Genomic DNA, 14,992 nt, shown 5'->3' on the forward strand with positions numbered 1-14,992 from the left:
ACAACGCCGCCTAGAAGTCCTCGCGCCGGTGTCCCCACACGTACACCCGGTCGCCCTTCTTCAGCAGCCCCCACAGCTTCCGGGCGTCCCTCAGCGTCATGTTGACGCAGCCCCGGGAGCCGACGGCGGTGAAGATGTTGCCGTAGACGCCGTGGAAGGCCTGGCCCCCGCTGAAGAACTGGGAGTACGGCATGGGGCTCTTGTACAGCGTCGACACATGGTTCTTGTGCCGCCAGTAGACCGCGTGCCAGCCGTTGCGCGTCCCGTATCCCTCGCGTCCGCTCCGGATGGGCACGGGCGCGAACACGACGCGCTTGCCGTCCTGCACCCAGGCCAGCTGCTGGTCGAGGTCCACACAGGCGACCCGGTACTTGCGCACGGGGCACTTCTTGTCGGCGTTCGGGTTCTTGCGGGCGGCGACCAACTGCATGGTGGCCCACGTCACGGGACCGGCGTAGCCGATGGCGGGCTTGATGCCGTACTTCTTCTGAAAGGCACGGATGGCCTTGCAGTCGCCCTTCGACTGCTCCCCGTCGACCGGCCGCTTCAGCCACCGCTCGATCTCCCGCTGCCGCAGCCCGTCCTCCTCGCTGCACGTCACGCCACCCAAGGCGTCGATGGGATCGACGTACTCCACGAGGTCGTACGCGCTCTTCGGCGCGTCCTTGGGCTCGACGGCGTCCTCCTTCTTGCTCGGCTTGTACACCTTCGGCGGCAACGACTGGTCGGGCGTGTCCATCTGCCGGGGCGGAAGCAGGTGCAAGGGCAGCCCGGGCACGAGCTCGACGGCCTGCGGGCCGGGGGCCGGGGGGACGGGATCCATGGGGCCGGTCGCGTCCACGGGGTCCATGGAGCCAGTCGCGTCCACGGAGTCCTTGGAGCCAGTCGCGTCCACGGAGTCCATGGGTCCTGTCGCGTCTACGGAGTCCATAGAGCCGGTCGCGTCCACCGAGCCGGTCGCGTCCACGGAGTCCATCGAGCCCGCCGAACCCTCGGCGTCCACGGAATCCACCGAGTTCACCGCGTCCACGGAGTCCACAGAATCCACGGAGTCCGCCGTGGCGCTGCCGGCGGGGACTGGCAACAGCACCGCCCCGGCGAGCAGCACGGCGACGCTGCGGCATGCGATACGTCTGCTGATCATGCGCACAGGGAAGCGTGAGGGCCCGCCCGCGCGGGGACGCCGCGCGGCGGGGTCACTCGTTTGAGGACCATCTTTCCGGGGCCCCATAGGGTGCTCGGCATGAGCATCATCGGCGTCGGCATCGACGTGGCCGAGATCGACCGGTTCGAGGCGGCGCTGGCGCGCACCCCGGGGATGGCCGAACGGCTGTTCCTGGAGCGCGAGTTGCTGCTGCCCAGCGGCGACCGCCGGGGCATCGCCTCGCTCGCCGCACGCTTCGCCGCGAAGGAGGCCCTCGCCAAGGCGCTGGGCGCACCGGCCGGCCTGCTGTGGACCGACGCCGAGGTCTGCGTCGAGGACAGCGGGCAGCCGCGACTGCGGGTGACGGGGACGGTGGCGGCACGGGCAGCCGAACTGGGCGTGCGTTCGTGGCATGTGTCGCTGAGCCATGACGCCGGCGTGGCGTCGGCGGTAGTGGTGGCGGAGGGCTGAATCCACGGCTTCCGGGGCAGGCGTGCGGGAGACCCGACCGTATGCGCCACGAACGGCCGAACTCAGCATGCGTCCACCCCATGTGCCGCTGAGCCACGACCCCGGCCTCGCGCCGGCGATGGTGGTGGCGGAGGGCTGAATCCACGGCTTCCGGGGCAGGCGTGCGGGAGACTCGACCGTATGCGGACTGCGTACGGCGTGGAGACGGTAAGGGCGGCCGAACGGGAGCTGATGGCACGGCTTCCGGACGGCGCGCTGATGCAGCGGGCGGCGGCCGGACTCGCCGCGGCCTGCGCGGACCTGCTGGGCCGGGTGTACGGCAGCCGGGTCGTGCTGCTGACCGGCAGCGGCGACAACGGCGGTGACGCCCTGTACGCCGGGGCCCGGCTGGCGAGGCGCGGAGCGGGTGTCACCGCGGTGCTGCTGTCGCCGGAAAGGGCGCACGCGGGGGGCCTGGCGGCGCTGCGGCGGGCGGGCGGCCGGTCGGTGGGGGTGGCCGGCGCCGAGGAGTTGATCGAGCGCGCGGATCTCGTCGTCGACGGCATCGTCGGGATCGGCGGCAAGGGCGGCCTGCGTCCGGAGGCGGTACCGCTGGCCGAGGCGGCCGAGCGGTCCCGTGCGGCCGTGGTCGCCGTGGACCTGCCGAGCGGCGTGGACGTCGAGACGGGCGAGGTACGCGGTGCGGCTCTGCGCGCCGACCTCACCGTCACCTTCGGCACGCACAAGCCGGGCCTGCTGATCGACCCGGCACGGGAGTACGCCGGTGTGGTGCGGTTGGTGGACATCGGACTGGCGCCGCCGGCGGACGCGACGGAGCTGGAGGCGCTCCAACACGCCGACGTGGCAAGGCTGTTGCCACTCCCCTCACCGGAGACGGACAAGTACCGGCGGGGCGTGGTGGGCATCGCGGCGGGCTCGGCCCGCTACCCGGGCGCGGCGGTACTGGCGGTGGCAGGAGCGCTGCGAGGCGGGGCGGGGGCCGTTCGCTACGTCGGTCCGGCCGGGGACGCGGTGATCGCCCGGTTCCCCGAGACGCTGGTGTCGGACGGGGGCCCGAAGAAGGCCGGGCGCGTCCAGGCCTGGGTGGTCGGCCCGGGCGCCGGGGACGACGCGGCGACGGTGGCGGAGGTGCTGGCGGCGGACGTACCGGTGCTGCTGGACGCGGACGGGCTGCGCCTGGCGCACGCGGATGCGGTACGTGGCCGTACGGCACCCACTCTGATGACCCCGCACGCCGGCGAGGCCGCGGCCCTGCTCGGCATCTCCCGGGAGGAGGTCGAGGGGGCCCGGCTGGCTTCGGTACGGGAGTTGGCGGGGCGATATGCGGCGACGGTGCTGCTGAAGGGTTCGACGACGCTGGTGGCAGGGGCGGGCGGCACAGGCGCGGTACGGGTCAACCCGACCGGAACCGGCTGGCTGGCCACGGCAGGCAGCGGTGATGTGCTGTCGGGATTGGCGGGATCGCTGCTGGCGGCGGGGCTCCCGGCGTTGGACGCTGCGAGCGTGGCGGCGTATCTCCATGGTCTCTCGGCGAGATTCGCGGCGGACGGGGCGCCGGTGGGGGCGCATGATGTGGCCGAGGGGATTCCGGGGGCTTGGCGGGATGTACGGGGCTGACGGTTCTGCGTTGCAGGGCAGCGCCACATGAGGGCGATCGTGGTAGGAGCCGGCATCGGAGGCCTGGCGGCGACGCTGAGCCTGCGCCGCGCGGGCGTCCAGGTGACGCTGCTCGAACAGACACCGCGCTTCACGGACGTGGGCGCCGGAATCCAACTCGCCCCCAACGCCACCCGGGAGCTACGCCGCCTGGACGTCCTGGACACGGTGGCGGCACGGGCGGCCCACCCGGCCCACGTCAGCTTCCACACCTGGTCGGACGGCTCGGAGATCTGCCGCTACGCGCTGGGCAGGGAGGCGGAGGAGGAGTTCGGCGCCCCGTACCTGCTGCTCCACCGAGCGGACCTGCACAGCGCACTGGCGGCAGCGGTACCCCCGGAATCACTCCACCTGAACACACCGGTCGTCGCCATCGGCCAGCACGACGACTACGCCCAGGTGATGACGGCGACGGGTGAGCGCCTCACCGCGGACCTCGTGGTGGCGGCGGACGGAATCCGCTCCTCGGCCCGCCAGTGGCTCTTCGGCAAGGACGAGGCGGTGTTCTCGGGAACGGCCGCATACCGTGCCCTGCTGCCATCGTCCGAGGTGAAGGACCTGGGCCTGCCCCCACTCGCCGTCTGGCTCGGCCCCGACCGCCACTTCGTCCACTACTGGGTGCGGCGCGGCGAACTGCTCAACGTCGTGGCGGTGTTCAGCACGGGCGAGTTGGCCCAGGAGTCATGGACGGCGAAGGCGGACCCCGGCGAACAACTACGCGAGTTCACCGGCTGGGACCCCCGGGTGCGCAGCGCCCTCGAACGCGCCGGTGAGGTGTACCGCTACGGCATCTACACCCGCACGCCCCTCACCCACTGGAACCTCGGCCGCGTCACCCTCCTGGGCGACAGCGCCCACGCGATGGTCCCGTTCCAGGCACAGGGGGCTGCGCAGGCGATTCTGGATGCGGCGGTACTGGGCGATGTCCTGACGGGCGGGACACCGGCCGGGGTACCCGACGCCCTGGACCGCTACGTCCGCCGCCGGCTGGCGGGCGCCACGAGCATGCAGTCCCGTTCCGCACAAGCGGGCAGCGAGTTCCATTTGCCGGACGGCCCGGAGGCGGAGGAGCGGAATGCCCGTATGGCGGCGTACGCGGCTGCGCACAGGTTTATGCCGCAGGCGTCGGCGTGGGGAGTGGGGGTACGGGGCTAGGAGCCGGGCCTGCGAACAGGTCCTCGACCGCCGCGGCCGTCAGAGATCGGTCGAGCCAGAGGTTGAGGACGTCGAGATCAGTGCACGAGGTGATGCACTCACACGCGCTGTCCGATACGGGGATTCCCCGCACCTCCAGCACGGCCCCTCCCGCTTGAGGATCTCCTTGTACCTTCCATGGAGTTCGGCTCTGGCCTTCCCTGGTTCGAGCCCCAAGGCGACGCCCACCATGAGCGAGGTGGCGATGCCTGAGACTTCCTCTTGCAGCTCCGGGGTCAAGCGCTGCTGCAGGTTCGTCAACGCTCACGCCCATCAGGGCTGGTACCCGGAACCTCCGGGTCCTCGGCGAAGAGATCCTCGGCCCGCTCGACCGTACGGGAACGCTTCAGCCAGGCGTCCATGCGGTCGAGGTCGTTACAGGAGGAGATGCGCTCACGCACACTGTCCGGTACGGGGACGCCGCGCACCTCCAGCACGGACAGGATCACCTCAGCCTTGCCCTCAGCCTTGCCTTCCAGGTAGGCCGCCTCACGCACCGCCCCCCCGGCCGGGGAAGTAGCTGACGAACGACATGATGTCCTTCCATTTCTCTCCGGCTGGAGTCTTACCCAGGGTCGAGGTTCTTGGCCGCGGTCCGCGCATCGGTGATCACCGGCAGGTTCTCCGGGCTGGCGACCAGCGGGTGTGTCCGCAGAGCCGTCCAACCGCGCGTGCCGCAGTCGAAGGGGCCTGCAGCCCATTTGGCCGTGGCCCTGTCCTGACAGACCACGAGCAGCAACACGGGCAACCCGAACTTCGCCTGGAGATAGGCGATGTAGTACGCCCAACTCGCCTCCTTGCCCGGGACCTTGCCCGACTGCGCCTCAACCGCGAGCAGGAAGTCCTCGCCGTCGGACGGCCCGACGCGCAGCACCGTGTCCACGCGCCGCTCCAGCGGCCGGGTCTCCGTCACGTCCGTGGTGACGGCATCCACGGTCGCCTTCGCGGATAAGGGAACCCCCAACACCCCGAACACGGGCGCCAGAATCTCGGGCCGCTCCTGAAAGATGCGGTGCATGCCCTCGTGAGCTGATGTGACCATGTGCGCAACCTTGATGGCCCATTGGACCGAAGATCCAGAAGATCTGGATACGTTCACCCTTTCGAGCAGCGAGTAAACGTTCACCCCATCGAGGTCAGCTCATTCCACGGTCACCGACTTGGCCAGGTTCCGAGGCTGATCCACCTCGTTACCCCGGGCGGTGGCCAGCTCACACGCGAACACCTGCAGCGGCACCGTGGCCACAAGCGGCTGAAGCAGGGTCGGCGTAGCCGGAATCCGAATCAGATGATCCGCATACGGCACCACCGCCTCGTCCCCCTCCTCCGCGATCACGATCGTCCGAGCCCCCCGCGCCCGAATCTCCTGCATGTTGGACACGATCTTGTCGTGCAGCACGGACCGCCCCCGAGGCGAAGGCACCACCACGACCACCGGCAGATCGTCCTCGATCAGCGCGATCGGCCCATGCTTCAACTCCCCCGCCGCAAACCCCTCGGCATGCATATAGGCGAGTTCCTTCAGCTTCAGCGCCCCCTCAAGGGCAACGGGATACCCCACATGCCGCCCAAGAAAGAGCACCGTGTTCTTCGAGGCCAACGACCGCGCCAGCTCCCGTACCGGCTCCATGGTCTCCAGAACCCGCTCGACCTCACACGAGATCCGCGACAGCTCCCGGATGACGGCCCCGATCTCATCACCCCACTTGGTCCCACGGACCTGCCCCAGATACAGGGCGACCAGATAGCAGGCAACCAGCTGAGTCAGAAACGCCTTGGTCGAGGCAACCGCAACCTCAGGCCCGGCATGCGTGTAAAGCACGGCATCCGACTCCCGAGGAATGGTGGACCCATTCGTATTGCAGATCGCCAGCACCCGAGCCCCCTGCTCACGGGCATGCCGTAGCGCCATCAGCGTGTCCATGGTCTCCCCGGACTGCGAGATGGCGATGACGAGGGTCTGCTGATCGAGAATCGGATCCCGGTACCGGAACTCACTCGCGAGCTCCACCTCACAAGGAATCCGAGTCCAGTGCTCGATGGCGTACTTGGCGATCAACCCGGCGTGAAAAGCCGTACCGCACGCCACAATCACCACTTTGTCGACTTCCCGCAGCGCGGAGGCACTGATCCGAACCTCGTCCAGCGTCAGTGAACCGCTGGCATCGATACGTCCGAGCAACGTATCGGCGACAGCCTTCGGCTGCTCGGCGATCTCCTTGAGCATGAAGTAGTCGTAGCCGCCCTTTTCCGCGGCGGCGGCATCCCAGTCGACGCGATACGACCGCACATCGGCCGGCCGCCCGTCGAACCCGGTGACGGACACACCATCCCGCCGCAACTCCACAACCTGATCCTGCCCCAGCTCAATGGCAGCCCGAGTGTGGTCGATGAACGCGGCGACATCGGAGGCAAGAAAGGCCTCCCCTTCCCCCACCCCCACCACAAGCGGCGAGTTCCGCCGCGCCCCCACCACCACATCAGGCTCATCGGCATGCACGGCGACCAGCGTGAAGGCTCCTTCCAACCGCCGGCACACCAGCCGCATCGCCTCGGCGAGATCGGCACACCCGGAGAACTCCTCCGCAATCAAATGCGCGACGACCTCGGTGTCGGTCTCGGAGCCGAGCTCATGCCCCCGCTCCTCCAACTCGGCGCGCAGCGCGGCGAAGTTCTCGATGATCCCGTTGTGCACGACGGCAACGCGCCCGGCGTTGTCGAGATGCGGATGAGCATTGGCATCGGTCGGCCCGCCGTGCGTGGCCCACCGCGTATGCCCGATAGCGGTACTCCCGGTCGGCAGGGGCCGCTCTTTGAGCTCCTTCTCCAGATTGACGAGCTTCCCCGCCTTCTTGGCAGCCGCCAGCCCTCCATCCGCCAGCACGGCAACCCCCGCCGAGTCGTACCCCCGGTACTCCAGCCGCTTCAGCCCAGCGGTAACAATCTCCAGCGCCGACTGCGACCCCACGTATCCCACGATTCCGCACATGCGCGGCAGCCTACGACCGAAACGGCGCCCGAAAGGGCCGTAGCGTGCCCGAATTCGGAAATTCCCACCAGGGTACGAAGCCCACTGGATGGTGAAGGGGTCCTGGCGCGGATCGAGCGAGGAAACCCCGCCAGGGTGACTGGCGGGGTTTCGACTTCATCGATCTGCCGAGATCACCGTTCACTCAAGGCGGCTCGCAGGTAGGCGATCAGATCGCCGGTCGGCACCTCGACCCAGTCGGCACCGGGCATCCCGGGGCGAGTGGCCTCGTAGCGATCTCCGTCCAGCTCCTGCACAAGGACCTGACGGCTCGTTCCGTCGAACAGATCCACACACAGGCGAACAGCACCGTGCGTGATCGTTGGGAACATGTGCCGCAGCATCTCATTCACATGGAGGCGACTCAGCAGGTTCCGTTGCCTCCCGTGAAAGCCGGAGGCCAGAAGGCCGGACCACTGCGAAGCGGTGGGTTCTCCCCTTTCGAGCGCCCCGGCGAATTCATCGAGCTCCAGGAACTCGAATCTCGACGCCAACTCGTCAAACGGCACACCTTCCCGCCACGCGGTGACCGCCTCCACGAGCAAGCCGAGATCAGGGCGGCACCTCCGCCGTCGGCGCCTACACCACTGGTGAGCAACGGCTGGAACGCCAAGAATGCGGTGGGCTGATGCCAGGAGCACGCGAAGCCACAGCGACCCCTGGACGGCTGAGTGCGGCATTCACGCTGTGCCTGACGGCGGTCCTCTCCGGCTGCACGGAGAGGAGCGGAGGGGGTGGATCGTCGGAACTCGGCCTGAAGGCGGGGATGGAGGCCAGCCCGGGCGGGACGGCCGCTACGGGCCTCGGCGAGCTGGCACTGGCGTCGACAGACGTGGCCGGGTTCTCGGTGACGGCTCCGGACGCGGAAGTGACCATCCGCCAGGGCGACGTACGGCCGTCCGACGCGGCCTGCGCCCCGGTGGCGTACGCCCTCGCGGGCACCGCCGTCGGCAAGCCGTCCGGCACACAGGTACGGCAGGCGGCCGGTCGGCGCCCGTGACGGTGGTGCTCGTGTCGTACGACGAGGCAGCGGCGCCGGCCGCCCTGGAAGCCCTGAGTGAAGCGGTCGAAGCCTGTGCCGACGGCTTCAGGGGCCGTGGTCGAGCGGGACGGCAGCAGGGCTCACCTCGGTGTCGTCATCCTGTTCAAAGGCGAAACGGTCGTCCATGTGAGTGCGACGGGAGAGGACCCAGCCGCCGTCCCGGCCGCCGCTGAAGCCTTCCTCACGTCTTCGCCCGGTACGCCCGCATGGCCAGCGGATAGAACACCACCGCGATCCCCACGGCCCAGACCAACGACCACAGCACCGGCTCGGCCACCGGCCCGCCCAGCAGCAACCCCCGGAACGCGTCCGACAGATGCGTCACCGGGTTCACATCGCTCCATGCCTGCAACCACCCCGGCATCGTGTCCACCATCACGAACGCGCTGCTGGTGAAGGTGATCGGGAAGATGATGGTGAAAGCGAAGGCCTGCACCTTCTCCGCGTCGCCCGCCAGCATCCCGATCAGCACCGCGCTCCAGGACACCGCCGCCGCGAACACGATCACCAGCAGCGTCCCGAGCAGGAACCCGTCCACTCCCCCGGTGATCCGGAAGCCGAGCAGCAGCCCCAGGCCGATCATCAGGAGCAGGGCCCACAGATGCTTGGCGAGGTCCGCGGTGATGCGGCCGATGAGCGGGGCGGAGCGGGCGATCGGCAGGCTGCGCAGGCGGTCGAAGACGCCCTTGGTGAGGTCGGTGTTCAGGGCCATCGCCGTGTACATCGTCATGAACAGCGTGTTCTGGACGATGATCCCCGGCAACGCTTACTTCAGATACGCCTCGGGCGATCCGGCCATCTGCCCGCCCAGAACGTAGGTGAACAGGAACACGAACATGATCGGCGTGATGCTGTAGTCCACCAGCTCCAGCGGGTTGTGCTTGACCGCCACCAGGCTCCGCCACGCCATGGTGAAGGTCTGCCGCAGCCCGTCCAGCGGGCGCACCCGGCCCGACCTGGAGATCGGCGCCGTGACGGTCGTGGCGGTGGCGGTCATGACCGGCTCACCGCCTTCTCCCGCTCGCCCTCACTCTCACCCTCACCGTCCCTGACGGCCGCGACATCGCCGTCGCCGTCCGGCTCCGCCCGGTGCCCCGTCAGCGCCAGGAACACCTCGTCCAGCGAGGAGCGCCGCAGCGCCAGCTCCCCCACCGCTATCCCCTCGCGGTCGAGCGTGCGCACGACGGTCGGCATCAGCTCGGGGTCCTTCACCGGCGCGGTGATCGTCTCGCCCTCGATCTGGGTCTGCGGTCCCGCCGCCTCGGCCACCAGCGCGTGCACCCGCGTGAGATCGTCCGCCAGCACCGGCCGCAGCTCCAGCACCTGCCCGCCGACCTGCGACTTCAGCTGATCCGGCGTGCCCTCGGCGATCACCCTCCCCTTGTCGATCACCACGATGTCATCGGCGAGCACATCGGCCTCGTTCAGATACTGCGTGGTCAGCAGGGCCGTCGCCCCGTCCGCGACCAGCCCCCGCAGCAGGTCCCACAGCTCACCGCGGCTGTGCGGGTCGAGGCCGGTGGTGGGCTCGTCGAGGAAGAGAATGCTGGGCCGGCCCACCAGGCTGGCCGCCAGGTCCAGGCGCCTGCGCATACCCCCGGAGTACGTCTTCGTGGCCCGCCCCGCCGCATCCGACAGCTGGAACCGCTCCAGCAGCTCGGCGGCCCGCGCCCGCGCCTCCCGCCGAGGCAGCCCCAGCAGACGCCCGATGAGCAGCAGATTCTCCGTGCCGGTCAGGTTCTCGTCGACCGCCGCGTACTGCCCGGTCAGTCCCACCATGGCCCGTACGACCCCGGCCTCGCGGACCACGTCGTGCCCGGCCACCCGGGCCCGGCCCCCGTCGGGCCGCAGCAGTGTCGCGAAGATCCGTACGGCGGTCGTCTTCCCCGCGCCGTTGGGGCCCAGCAGCCCGAGCACCGAGCCCTTTCTGGCCGCCAGGTCGACCCCGGCCAGCGCCTCGGTCTCCCTGAACCGCTTGACCAGGCCTTCCGCCTCTATCGCATACGTCGTCATGGGTCACCCCTCGGCGTTCATGGACCCCGGCCCGAGCCCACCTCTCCCACAACTGTGACGCACGCCACTGACATTCCCCACCTTGTCCCGGTTCGCCCGAAAACAAGCCCCGATCAGCCCCAATCAGCCCCGATCAGCTCCAATCAGCTCCGCGTGACGGATCCCACCCCACCATCCGTTCGCACTCCCGTAACAATGGACTGTGATCTCTCCGGTCTCCTCGATGCCCCGGAGCGCCCACCGGCCCCGCCCGGAGGCGACTCCCTACGTCGACCTCACCCGCGCCGAGTGGAGCGCCCTGCGTGACAAGACGCCGCTCCCCCTCACCGCGGAGGAGGTCGAGAAGCTGCGCGGCCTGGGCGATGTCATCGACCTCGACGAGGTGCGGGACATCTACCTCCCGCTGTCCCGGCTCCTCAACCTCTACATCGGTGCCACCGACGGCCTCAGAGGGGCGCTCAACACCTTCCTCGGTGAGCAGGGCTCCCAGTCCGGCACACCGTTCGTGATAGGGGTCGCCGGCTCCGTCGCCGTGGGCAAATCCACCGTCGCCCGCCTCCTCCAGGCCCTGCTCTCCCGCTGGCCCGAGCACCCGCGCGTCGAGCTGGTCACCACGGACGGCTTCCTGCTGCCCACCAAGGAGCTCCAGGCCCGCGGCCTGATGTCGCGGAAGGGCTTCCCCGAGTCCTACGACCGCCGTGCGCTGACCCGCTTCGTCGCCGACATCAAGGCCGGCAAGGACGAGGTCACGGCGCCCGTCTACTCCCATCTCATCTACGACATCGTCCCGGACCAGCGGCTCACCGTCCGCCGCCCCGACATCCTGATCGTCGAGGGGCTGAACGTCCTGCAGCCCGCCCTCCCCGGCAAGGACGGCCGCACCCGCGTCGGCCTCGCCGACTACTTCGACTTCAGCGTGTACGTCGACGCGAGCGCCGAGGACATCGAGCGCTGGTACCTCAACCGCTTCAAGAAGCTGCGCCAGACCGCCTTCCAGAAGCAGAACTCGTACTTCCGCAAGTACACCCAGGTCTCCGAGGACGAGGCCCTCGACTACGCCCGCACCCTCTGGCGCACCATCAACAAACCCAACCTGGTGGAGAACATCGCCCCGACCCGCGGCCGCGCCACCCTCATCCTCCGCAAGGGCCCGGACCACAAGGTGCGCCGGTTGAGCCTGCGCAAGCTGTAGGTGCGTTACGGACGCCTGTTAAAAAGGCGTCATGCTGCATCTGCGTCTGATCACCCCGGCCGACCGGACCGACGACGTGGTCCGCCTGATCGAGAACACGGTCGGCACGGCCCACCTCGCCGTCCTGGCCGGCGCCGCCCGTAACCCCGTGGGGGACGTGGTGCTGTGCGACGTCGCGCGCGAGGCGGGCGACGAACTCCTCACCGGGCTACAGGAGTTGGGCATCGAGGACACCGGCTCGATCGCCGTCGAGAACATCGACCTGTCGCTGTCCAAGCGGGCCGACAAGGCCGAGGAGGAGGCGCCCGGCGAGGGCGCGGACGCGGTGCTGTGGGAGCACCTGACGGACGCGACGCACGAGGAGTCGACGCTCTCCGTCACCTACCTCGCCTTCATCACGCTCGCCACGATGATCGCTGCCTGCGGCGTCGTACTGGACAACGCGATCCTGATCGTGGGCGCGATGGCGGTGGGCCCGGAGTTCGGCCCGCTGGCCGGGCTCAGTACGGCCCTGATCCAGCGGGCCCCCCGCCTCGCGCTGCGCTCCCTGATCGCGCTGGTCGCCGGGTTCGCCGTCGCCATGGCGGTGACGGTCGGCTTCAGCTGGTTCATGGACGCACTGGGTCAGTTCTCCGAGGAACAGCTGGAAGGCGACCGCCCCAACACCGCGTTCGTCTATGCCCCCGACGCCTTCTCGTTCATCGTGGCGGTCCTGGCCGGCATCGCCGGCACCCTCTCCCTGACCTCCGCCAAGTCCGGCGCCCTGGTCGGGGTGGCCATCTCGGTCACCACGGTCCCGGCCGCCGCCAACGCGGCCGTGGCCCTGAGCTACGGCGACACGAAGCAGACCTGGGGCTCCACGGAACAGCTCCTGCTGAACCTGCTGGGCATCGTCCTCGCGGGGACGCTCACCCTGCTGGCCCAGAAGTGGCTGTGGTCGAAGCAACGCGGACACACGAGCGCCGGCCAGGGCAGCGCCCCGTAAGGGGCGCGGGGCTGTACCAACCTGCGGCTACTGCCGCGCGGGCGCGACAAGCCACAACGAACCCGCAGCCCGCGACGAGGCAGAACCCCTCAACCCCCTACCCGGCACAACCAACTACCCGAGCGCGGACTTCACCACATCCGCCAACCGCCCGGCCACCGACCGCGCCTGGTCGATGTCCGCGGCCTCGACCATCACCCGCACCAACGGCTCGGTACCCGACGGCCTGAGCAACACCCGTCCCGTGGCCCCGAGTTCCCGCTCGGCCTCCGCCACCGCCGACGCCAGCTCCGCGGACGTCTTCACCCGCGACCTGTCGACGTCCGGCACATTGATCAGCACCTGCGGCAACCGCTCCATGACGGCCGCGAGATCCCGCAGCGTACGGCCGGTCTGCGCGACCCGCGCCGCCAGCAGCAGCCCGGTCAGCGTGCCGTCGCCCGTCGTCGCGTGGTCGAGGATGATGACATGCCCGGACTGCTCGCCGCCGAGGGCGTAGCCGTGCTCCTTCATCTCCTCCAGCACATAACGGTCACCGACGGCCGTCTGCACCAGCTTCAGCCCCTCGCGCTCCAGCGCCAGCTTGAAGCCGAGGTTGGACATCACGGTCGCCACGACGGTCTCCGACCGCAGCACGCCCCGCTCCCGCATGGCGAGCGCGAGCACGGCGAGGATCTGGTCGCCGTCCACTTCCTCACCGGTGTGGTCCACGGCGAGGCACCGGTCGGCGTCCCCGTCGTGCGCGACGCCGAAGTCGGCGCCGTGCTCGATGACCGCGGCCTTGAGCTTGTCCATGTGCGTGGACCCGCAGCCGTCGTTGATGTTGAGCCCGTCCGGCTCGGCGCCGATGGTGACGATCTCGGCCCCGGCCCGCGTGAACGCCTCCGGCGACGCGCCCGCCGCCGCACCGTGCGCCTCGTCGAGGACGATCTTCAGCCCGTCCAGCCGGTTCGGCAGGACGCCGACGACATGACCGACGTATTCGTCGAAGCCCTGGTCGTACGACCGCACCCGCCCGACCCCGGAACCGGTCGGCCGCTCCCACGGCTCGCCGTGCCGGTGGGCCTCGTACACGGCCTCGATCCGGTCCTCCAGCTCATCGGCGAGCTTGTGGCCGCCGCGGGCGAAGAACTTGACGCCGTTGTCGGGCATGGCGTTGTGGCTGGCGGAGAGCATGACGCCGAGGTCGGCGCCGAGCGAGCCGGTGAGATACGCCACGGCGGGCGTCGGCAGCACACCGACGAGCAGCACATCGACACCCGCGCTGGCCAGGCCCGCCACCACGGCGGCCTCCAGGAACTCCCCGGACGCGCGCGGGTCCCGTCCGACCACCGCGGTCGGCCGGTGGCCCTCGAAGGTGCCCGCCTCGGCCAGTACGTGCGCCGCCGCCACGGAGAGACCGAGCGCCATCTCGGCCGTCAGATCCGCGTTGGCGACACCCCGCACGCCGTCCGTGCCGAAGAGTCGTCCCACTTGTCCTCCTGAGGAAACTTCAATTCCGGAAGTGACTCCGGAAGCAACTCCGGAAGCGGAGCCGGCCGCTTCCAGGCATTCCATGCCTGGGCATCGGATCACACAAGCCTTAGAACGTCTTGTGCCGTTATACGCCCGAGCCCATGGATAAGACGAACGCCCCGGCGGCACAGTGGCGTGCCGCCGGGGCGTTCGGAGTACTCGGGCGTACCGGAGTACGAGCAGAGGCAGCCTGCGCTTAGCGCTTGCTGTACTGCGGGGCCTTGCGGGCCTTCTTGAGACCGGCCTTCTTGCGCTCGACCGCACGGTCGTCGCGCTTGAGGAAGCCGGCCTTCTTCAGCGGGCCGCGGTTGTTGTCGACGTCGGCCTCGTTCAGGGCGCGGGCGACACCGAGACGGAGCGCACCGGCCTGGCCGGAGACACCGCCACCGGCGATGCGGGCGATGACGTCGTAGCGACCCTCGAGCTCAAGAACCTTGAACGGCTCGTTGACCTCCTGCTGGTGCACCTTGTTCGGGAAGTAGTCCTCGAGCGTACGCCCGTTGATCTTCCACTTGCCGGTGCCCGGCACGATGCGAACGCGCGCGATGGCGTTCTTACGGCGGCCCAGGCCGGCGGCCGGCTGGGGCTCACCGAAGCGCGAGGCGAGGGACTCGGAGGTGTACTCACCCTCCACCGGAACCTCGGACTCGGTGGTGTAGCTGTCGATGTCGATGTTCTCGACGTTCTCGTCGAGCGGCTGCTCGGCAGTGGTCTCGGCCACGATTCTCCTCAGATTCTCTTCAGTCTTAGGG

At 69.4% G+C, this 14,992-nt stretch carries 16 protein-coding genes; 6 read left to right on the forward strand and 10 right to left on the reverse strand.

All coding sequences use genetic code 11. The features are described from left to right. Positions 1 to 10 precede the first annotated feature (10 nt). Positions 11 to 1,144: a L,D-transpeptidase family protein gene (locus tag IE325_RS26535; protein WP_190072568.1), complete on the reverse strand. Its 1,134-nt coding sequence runs from the start codon at positions 1,142 to 1,144 to the stop codon at positions 11 to 13. 99 nt (positions 1,145 to 1,243) lie between these two features. Here IE325_RS26535 and IE325_RS26540 point away from each other — a divergent pair, with 99 nt between their 5' ends. The 3 genes from IE325_RS26540 (at position 1,244) to IE325_RS26550 (ending at position 4,426) form a co-directional block, all read left to right on the forward strand. Continuing rightward, positions 1,244 to 1,615 carry a holo-ACP synthase gene (locus IE325_RS26540; RefSeq protein ID WP_190072569.1) on the forward strand — a complete coding sequence of 124 codons (372 nt, stop codon included), beginning with the start codon at positions 1,244 to 1,246 and terminating at the stop codon, positions 1,613 to 1,615. Between the two features lie 180 nt (positions 1,616 to 1,795). Next, positions 1,796 to 3,232, forward strand: coding sequence for an NAD(P)H-hydrate dehydratase (locus IE325_RS26545; RefSeq protein ID WP_190072570.1), 1,437 nt, complete (start codon positions 1,796 to 1,798; stop codon positions 3,230 to 3,232). A gap of 27 nt (positions 3,233 to 3,259) precedes the next feature. Further along, entirely contained in the window at positions 3,260 to 4,426 is a 1,167-nt protein-coding gene (locus tag IE325_RS26550; RefSeq protein WP_190072571.1) for an FAD-dependent monooxygenase, read from the forward strand. Positions 4,427 to 4,722: 296 nt separating this feature from the next. Here the strand turns inward: IE325_RS26550 and IE325_RS47095 are convergent, their stop codons facing one another. From IE325_RS47095 to IE325_RS26570, 4 genes are all read right to left on the reverse strand, one after another. Next, a complete protein-coding gene (locus IE325_RS47095; RefSeq protein ID WP_373315219.1) occupies positions 4,723 to 4,962 on the reverse strand; it encodes a hypothetical protein in 240 nt (79 codons plus the stop codon). Between the two features lie 68 nt (positions 4,963 to 5,030). Then, positions 5,031 to 5,507 (reverse strand): hypothetical protein, encoded by a 477-nt coding sequence (locus IE325_RS47100; RefSeq protein WP_190072572.1) that lies wholly within the window; start codon positions 5,505 to 5,507, stop codon positions 5,031 to 5,033. Positions 5,508 to 5,606: 99 nt separating this feature from the next. Then, on the reverse strand, positions 5,607 to 7,454 hold the full coding sequence (gene glmS / locus IE325_RS26565; protein WP_190072573.1) for a glutamine--fructose-6-phosphate transaminase (isomerizing): 1,848 nt from the start codon (positions 7,452 to 7,454) through the stop codon (positions 5,607 to 5,609). A gap of 173 nt (positions 7,455 to 7,627) precedes the next feature. Then, positions 7,628 to 8,032 carry a hypothetical protein gene (locus IE325_RS26570; protein WP_190072574.1) on the reverse strand — a complete coding sequence of 135 codons (405 nt, stop codon included), beginning with the start codon at positions 8,030 to 8,032 and terminating at the stop codon, positions 7,628 to 7,630. Between the two features lie 89 nt (positions 8,033 to 8,121). Between IE325_RS26570 and IE325_RS26575 the strand changes: the two genes are divergently transcribed. Continuing rightward, positions 8,122 to 8,493 (forward strand): hypothetical protein, encoded by a 372-nt coding sequence (locus IE325_RS26575; RefSeq protein WP_190072575.1) that lies wholly within the window; start codon positions 8,122 to 8,124, stop codon positions 8,491 to 8,493. Between the two features lie 223 nt (positions 8,494 to 8,716). Here IE325_RS26575 and IE325_RS26580 read toward each other — a convergent pair whose 3' ends face one another. From IE325_RS26580 to IE325_RS26585, 3 genes are read right to left on the reverse strand one after another with little or no spacing between them, the layout of a single operon-like run. Next, the gene (locus tag IE325_RS26580; protein ID WP_268256372.1) at positions 8,717 to 9,298 is read right to left on the reverse strand and encodes an ABC transporter permease; all 582 of its coding nucleotides are present in this window, start codon (positions 9,296 to 9,298) and stop codon (positions 8,717 to 8,719) included. Positions 9,299 to 9,301: 3 nt separating this feature from the next. Further along, the gene (locus tag IE325_RS46245; RefSeq protein ID WP_229912046.1) at positions 9,302 to 9,532 is read right to left on the reverse strand and encodes a hypothetical protein; all 231 of its coding nucleotides are present in this window, start codon (positions 9,530 to 9,532) and stop codon (positions 9,302 to 9,304) included. After that, on the reverse strand, positions 9,529 to 10,548 hold the full coding sequence (locus IE325_RS26585) for an ATP-binding cassette domain-containing protein (RefSeq protein ID WP_190072576.1): 1,020 nt from the start codon (positions 10,546 to 10,548) through the stop codon (positions 9,529 to 9,531). Before IE325_RS26585 ends, IE325_RS46245 begins: the two co-directional genes overlap by 4 nt. A gap of 223 nt (positions 10,549 to 10,771) precedes the next feature. Here IE325_RS26585 and coaA point away from each other — a divergent pair, with 223 nt between their 5' ends. Together coaA and IE325_RS26595 are read left to right on the forward strand one after the other, a co-directional pair. Then, the gene (gene coaA / locus IE325_RS26590; RefSeq protein ID WP_190072577.1) at positions 10,772 to 11,740 is read left to right on the forward strand and encodes a type I pantothenate kinase; all 969 of its coding nucleotides are present in this window, start codon (positions 10,772 to 10,774) and stop codon (positions 11,738 to 11,740) included. A 31-nt stretch (positions 11,741 to 11,771) separates the two neighbouring features. Next, positions 11,772 to 12,725 (forward strand): DUF389 domain-containing protein, encoded by a 954-nt coding sequence (locus IE325_RS26595; protein ID WP_190072578.1) that lies wholly within the window; start codon positions 11,772 to 11,774, stop codon positions 12,723 to 12,725. A 114-nt stretch (positions 12,726 to 12,839) separates the two neighbouring features. Here IE325_RS26595 and glmM read toward each other — a convergent pair whose 3' ends face one another. Beyond that, entirely contained in the window at positions 12,840 to 14,198 is a 1,359-nt protein-coding gene (gene glmM, locus IE325_RS26600; protein ID WP_190072579.1) for a phosphoglucosamine mutase, read from the reverse strand. A gap of 238 nt (positions 14,199 to 14,436) precedes the next feature. Further along, positions 14,437 to 14,961: a 30S ribosomal protein S9 gene (gene rpsI, locus IE325_RS26605; protein ID WP_190072580.1), complete on the reverse strand. Its 525-nt coding sequence runs from the start codon at positions 14,959 to 14,961 to the stop codon at positions 14,437 to 14,439. Positions 14,962 to 14,992 lie beyond the last annotated feature (31 nt).

Origin of the sequence: Streptomyces lanatus, assembly GCF_014655715.1 — a bacterium.
In the GTDB taxonomy this organism is placed as follows: domain Bacteria; phylum Actinomycetota; class Actinomycetes; order Streptomycetales; family Streptomycetaceae; genus Streptomyces; species Streptomyces lanatus.

Bases quoted from the DNA above. Each gene is read 5' to 3' on its own strand.
- IE325_RS47100 (WP_190072572.1), bottom strand. From the start codon at position 5,507: ATGGTCACATCAGCTCACGAGGGCATGCACCGCATCTTTCAGGAGCGG.
- IE325_RS26540 (WP_190072569.1), top strand. From the start codon at position 1,244: ATGAGCATCATCGGCGTCGGCATCGACGTGGCCGAGATCGACCGGTTC.
- glmS (WP_190072573.1), bottom strand. From the start codon at position 7,454: ATGTGCGGAATCGTGGGATACGTGGGGTCGCAGTCGGCGCTGGAGATT.
- coaA (WP_190072577.1), top strand. From the start codon at position 10,772: ATGCCCCGGAGCGCCCACCGGCCCCGCCCGGAGGCGACTCCCTACGTC.
- IE325_RS26595 (WP_190072578.1), top strand. From the start codon at position 11,772: ATGCTGCATCTGCGTCTGATCACCCCGGCCGACCGGACCGACGACGTG.
- IE325_RS26585 (WP_190072576.1), bottom strand. From the start codon at position 10,548: ATGACGACGTATGCGATAGAGGCGGAAGGCCTGGTCAAGCGGTTCAGG.
- IE325_RS46245 (WP_229912046.1), bottom strand. From the start codon at position 9,532: ATGACCGCCACCGCCACGACCGTCACGGCGCCGATCTCCAGGTCGGGC.
- IE325_RS26535 (WP_190072568.1), bottom strand. From the start codon at position 1,144: ATGATCAGCAGACGTATCGCATGCCGCAGCGTCGCCGTGCTGCTCGCC.
- IE325_RS26545 (WP_190072570.1), top strand. From the start codon at position 1,796: ATGCGGACTGCGTACGGCGTGGAGACGGTAAGGGCGGCCGAACGGGAG.
- IE325_RS26575 (WP_190072575.1), top strand. From the start codon at position 8,122: ATGCCAGGAGCACGCGAAGCCACAGCGACCCCTGGACGGCTGAGTGCG.
- IE325_RS26550 (WP_190072571.1), top strand. From the start codon at position 3,260: ATGAGGGCGATCGTGGTAGGAGCCGGCATCGGAGGCCTGGCGGCGACG.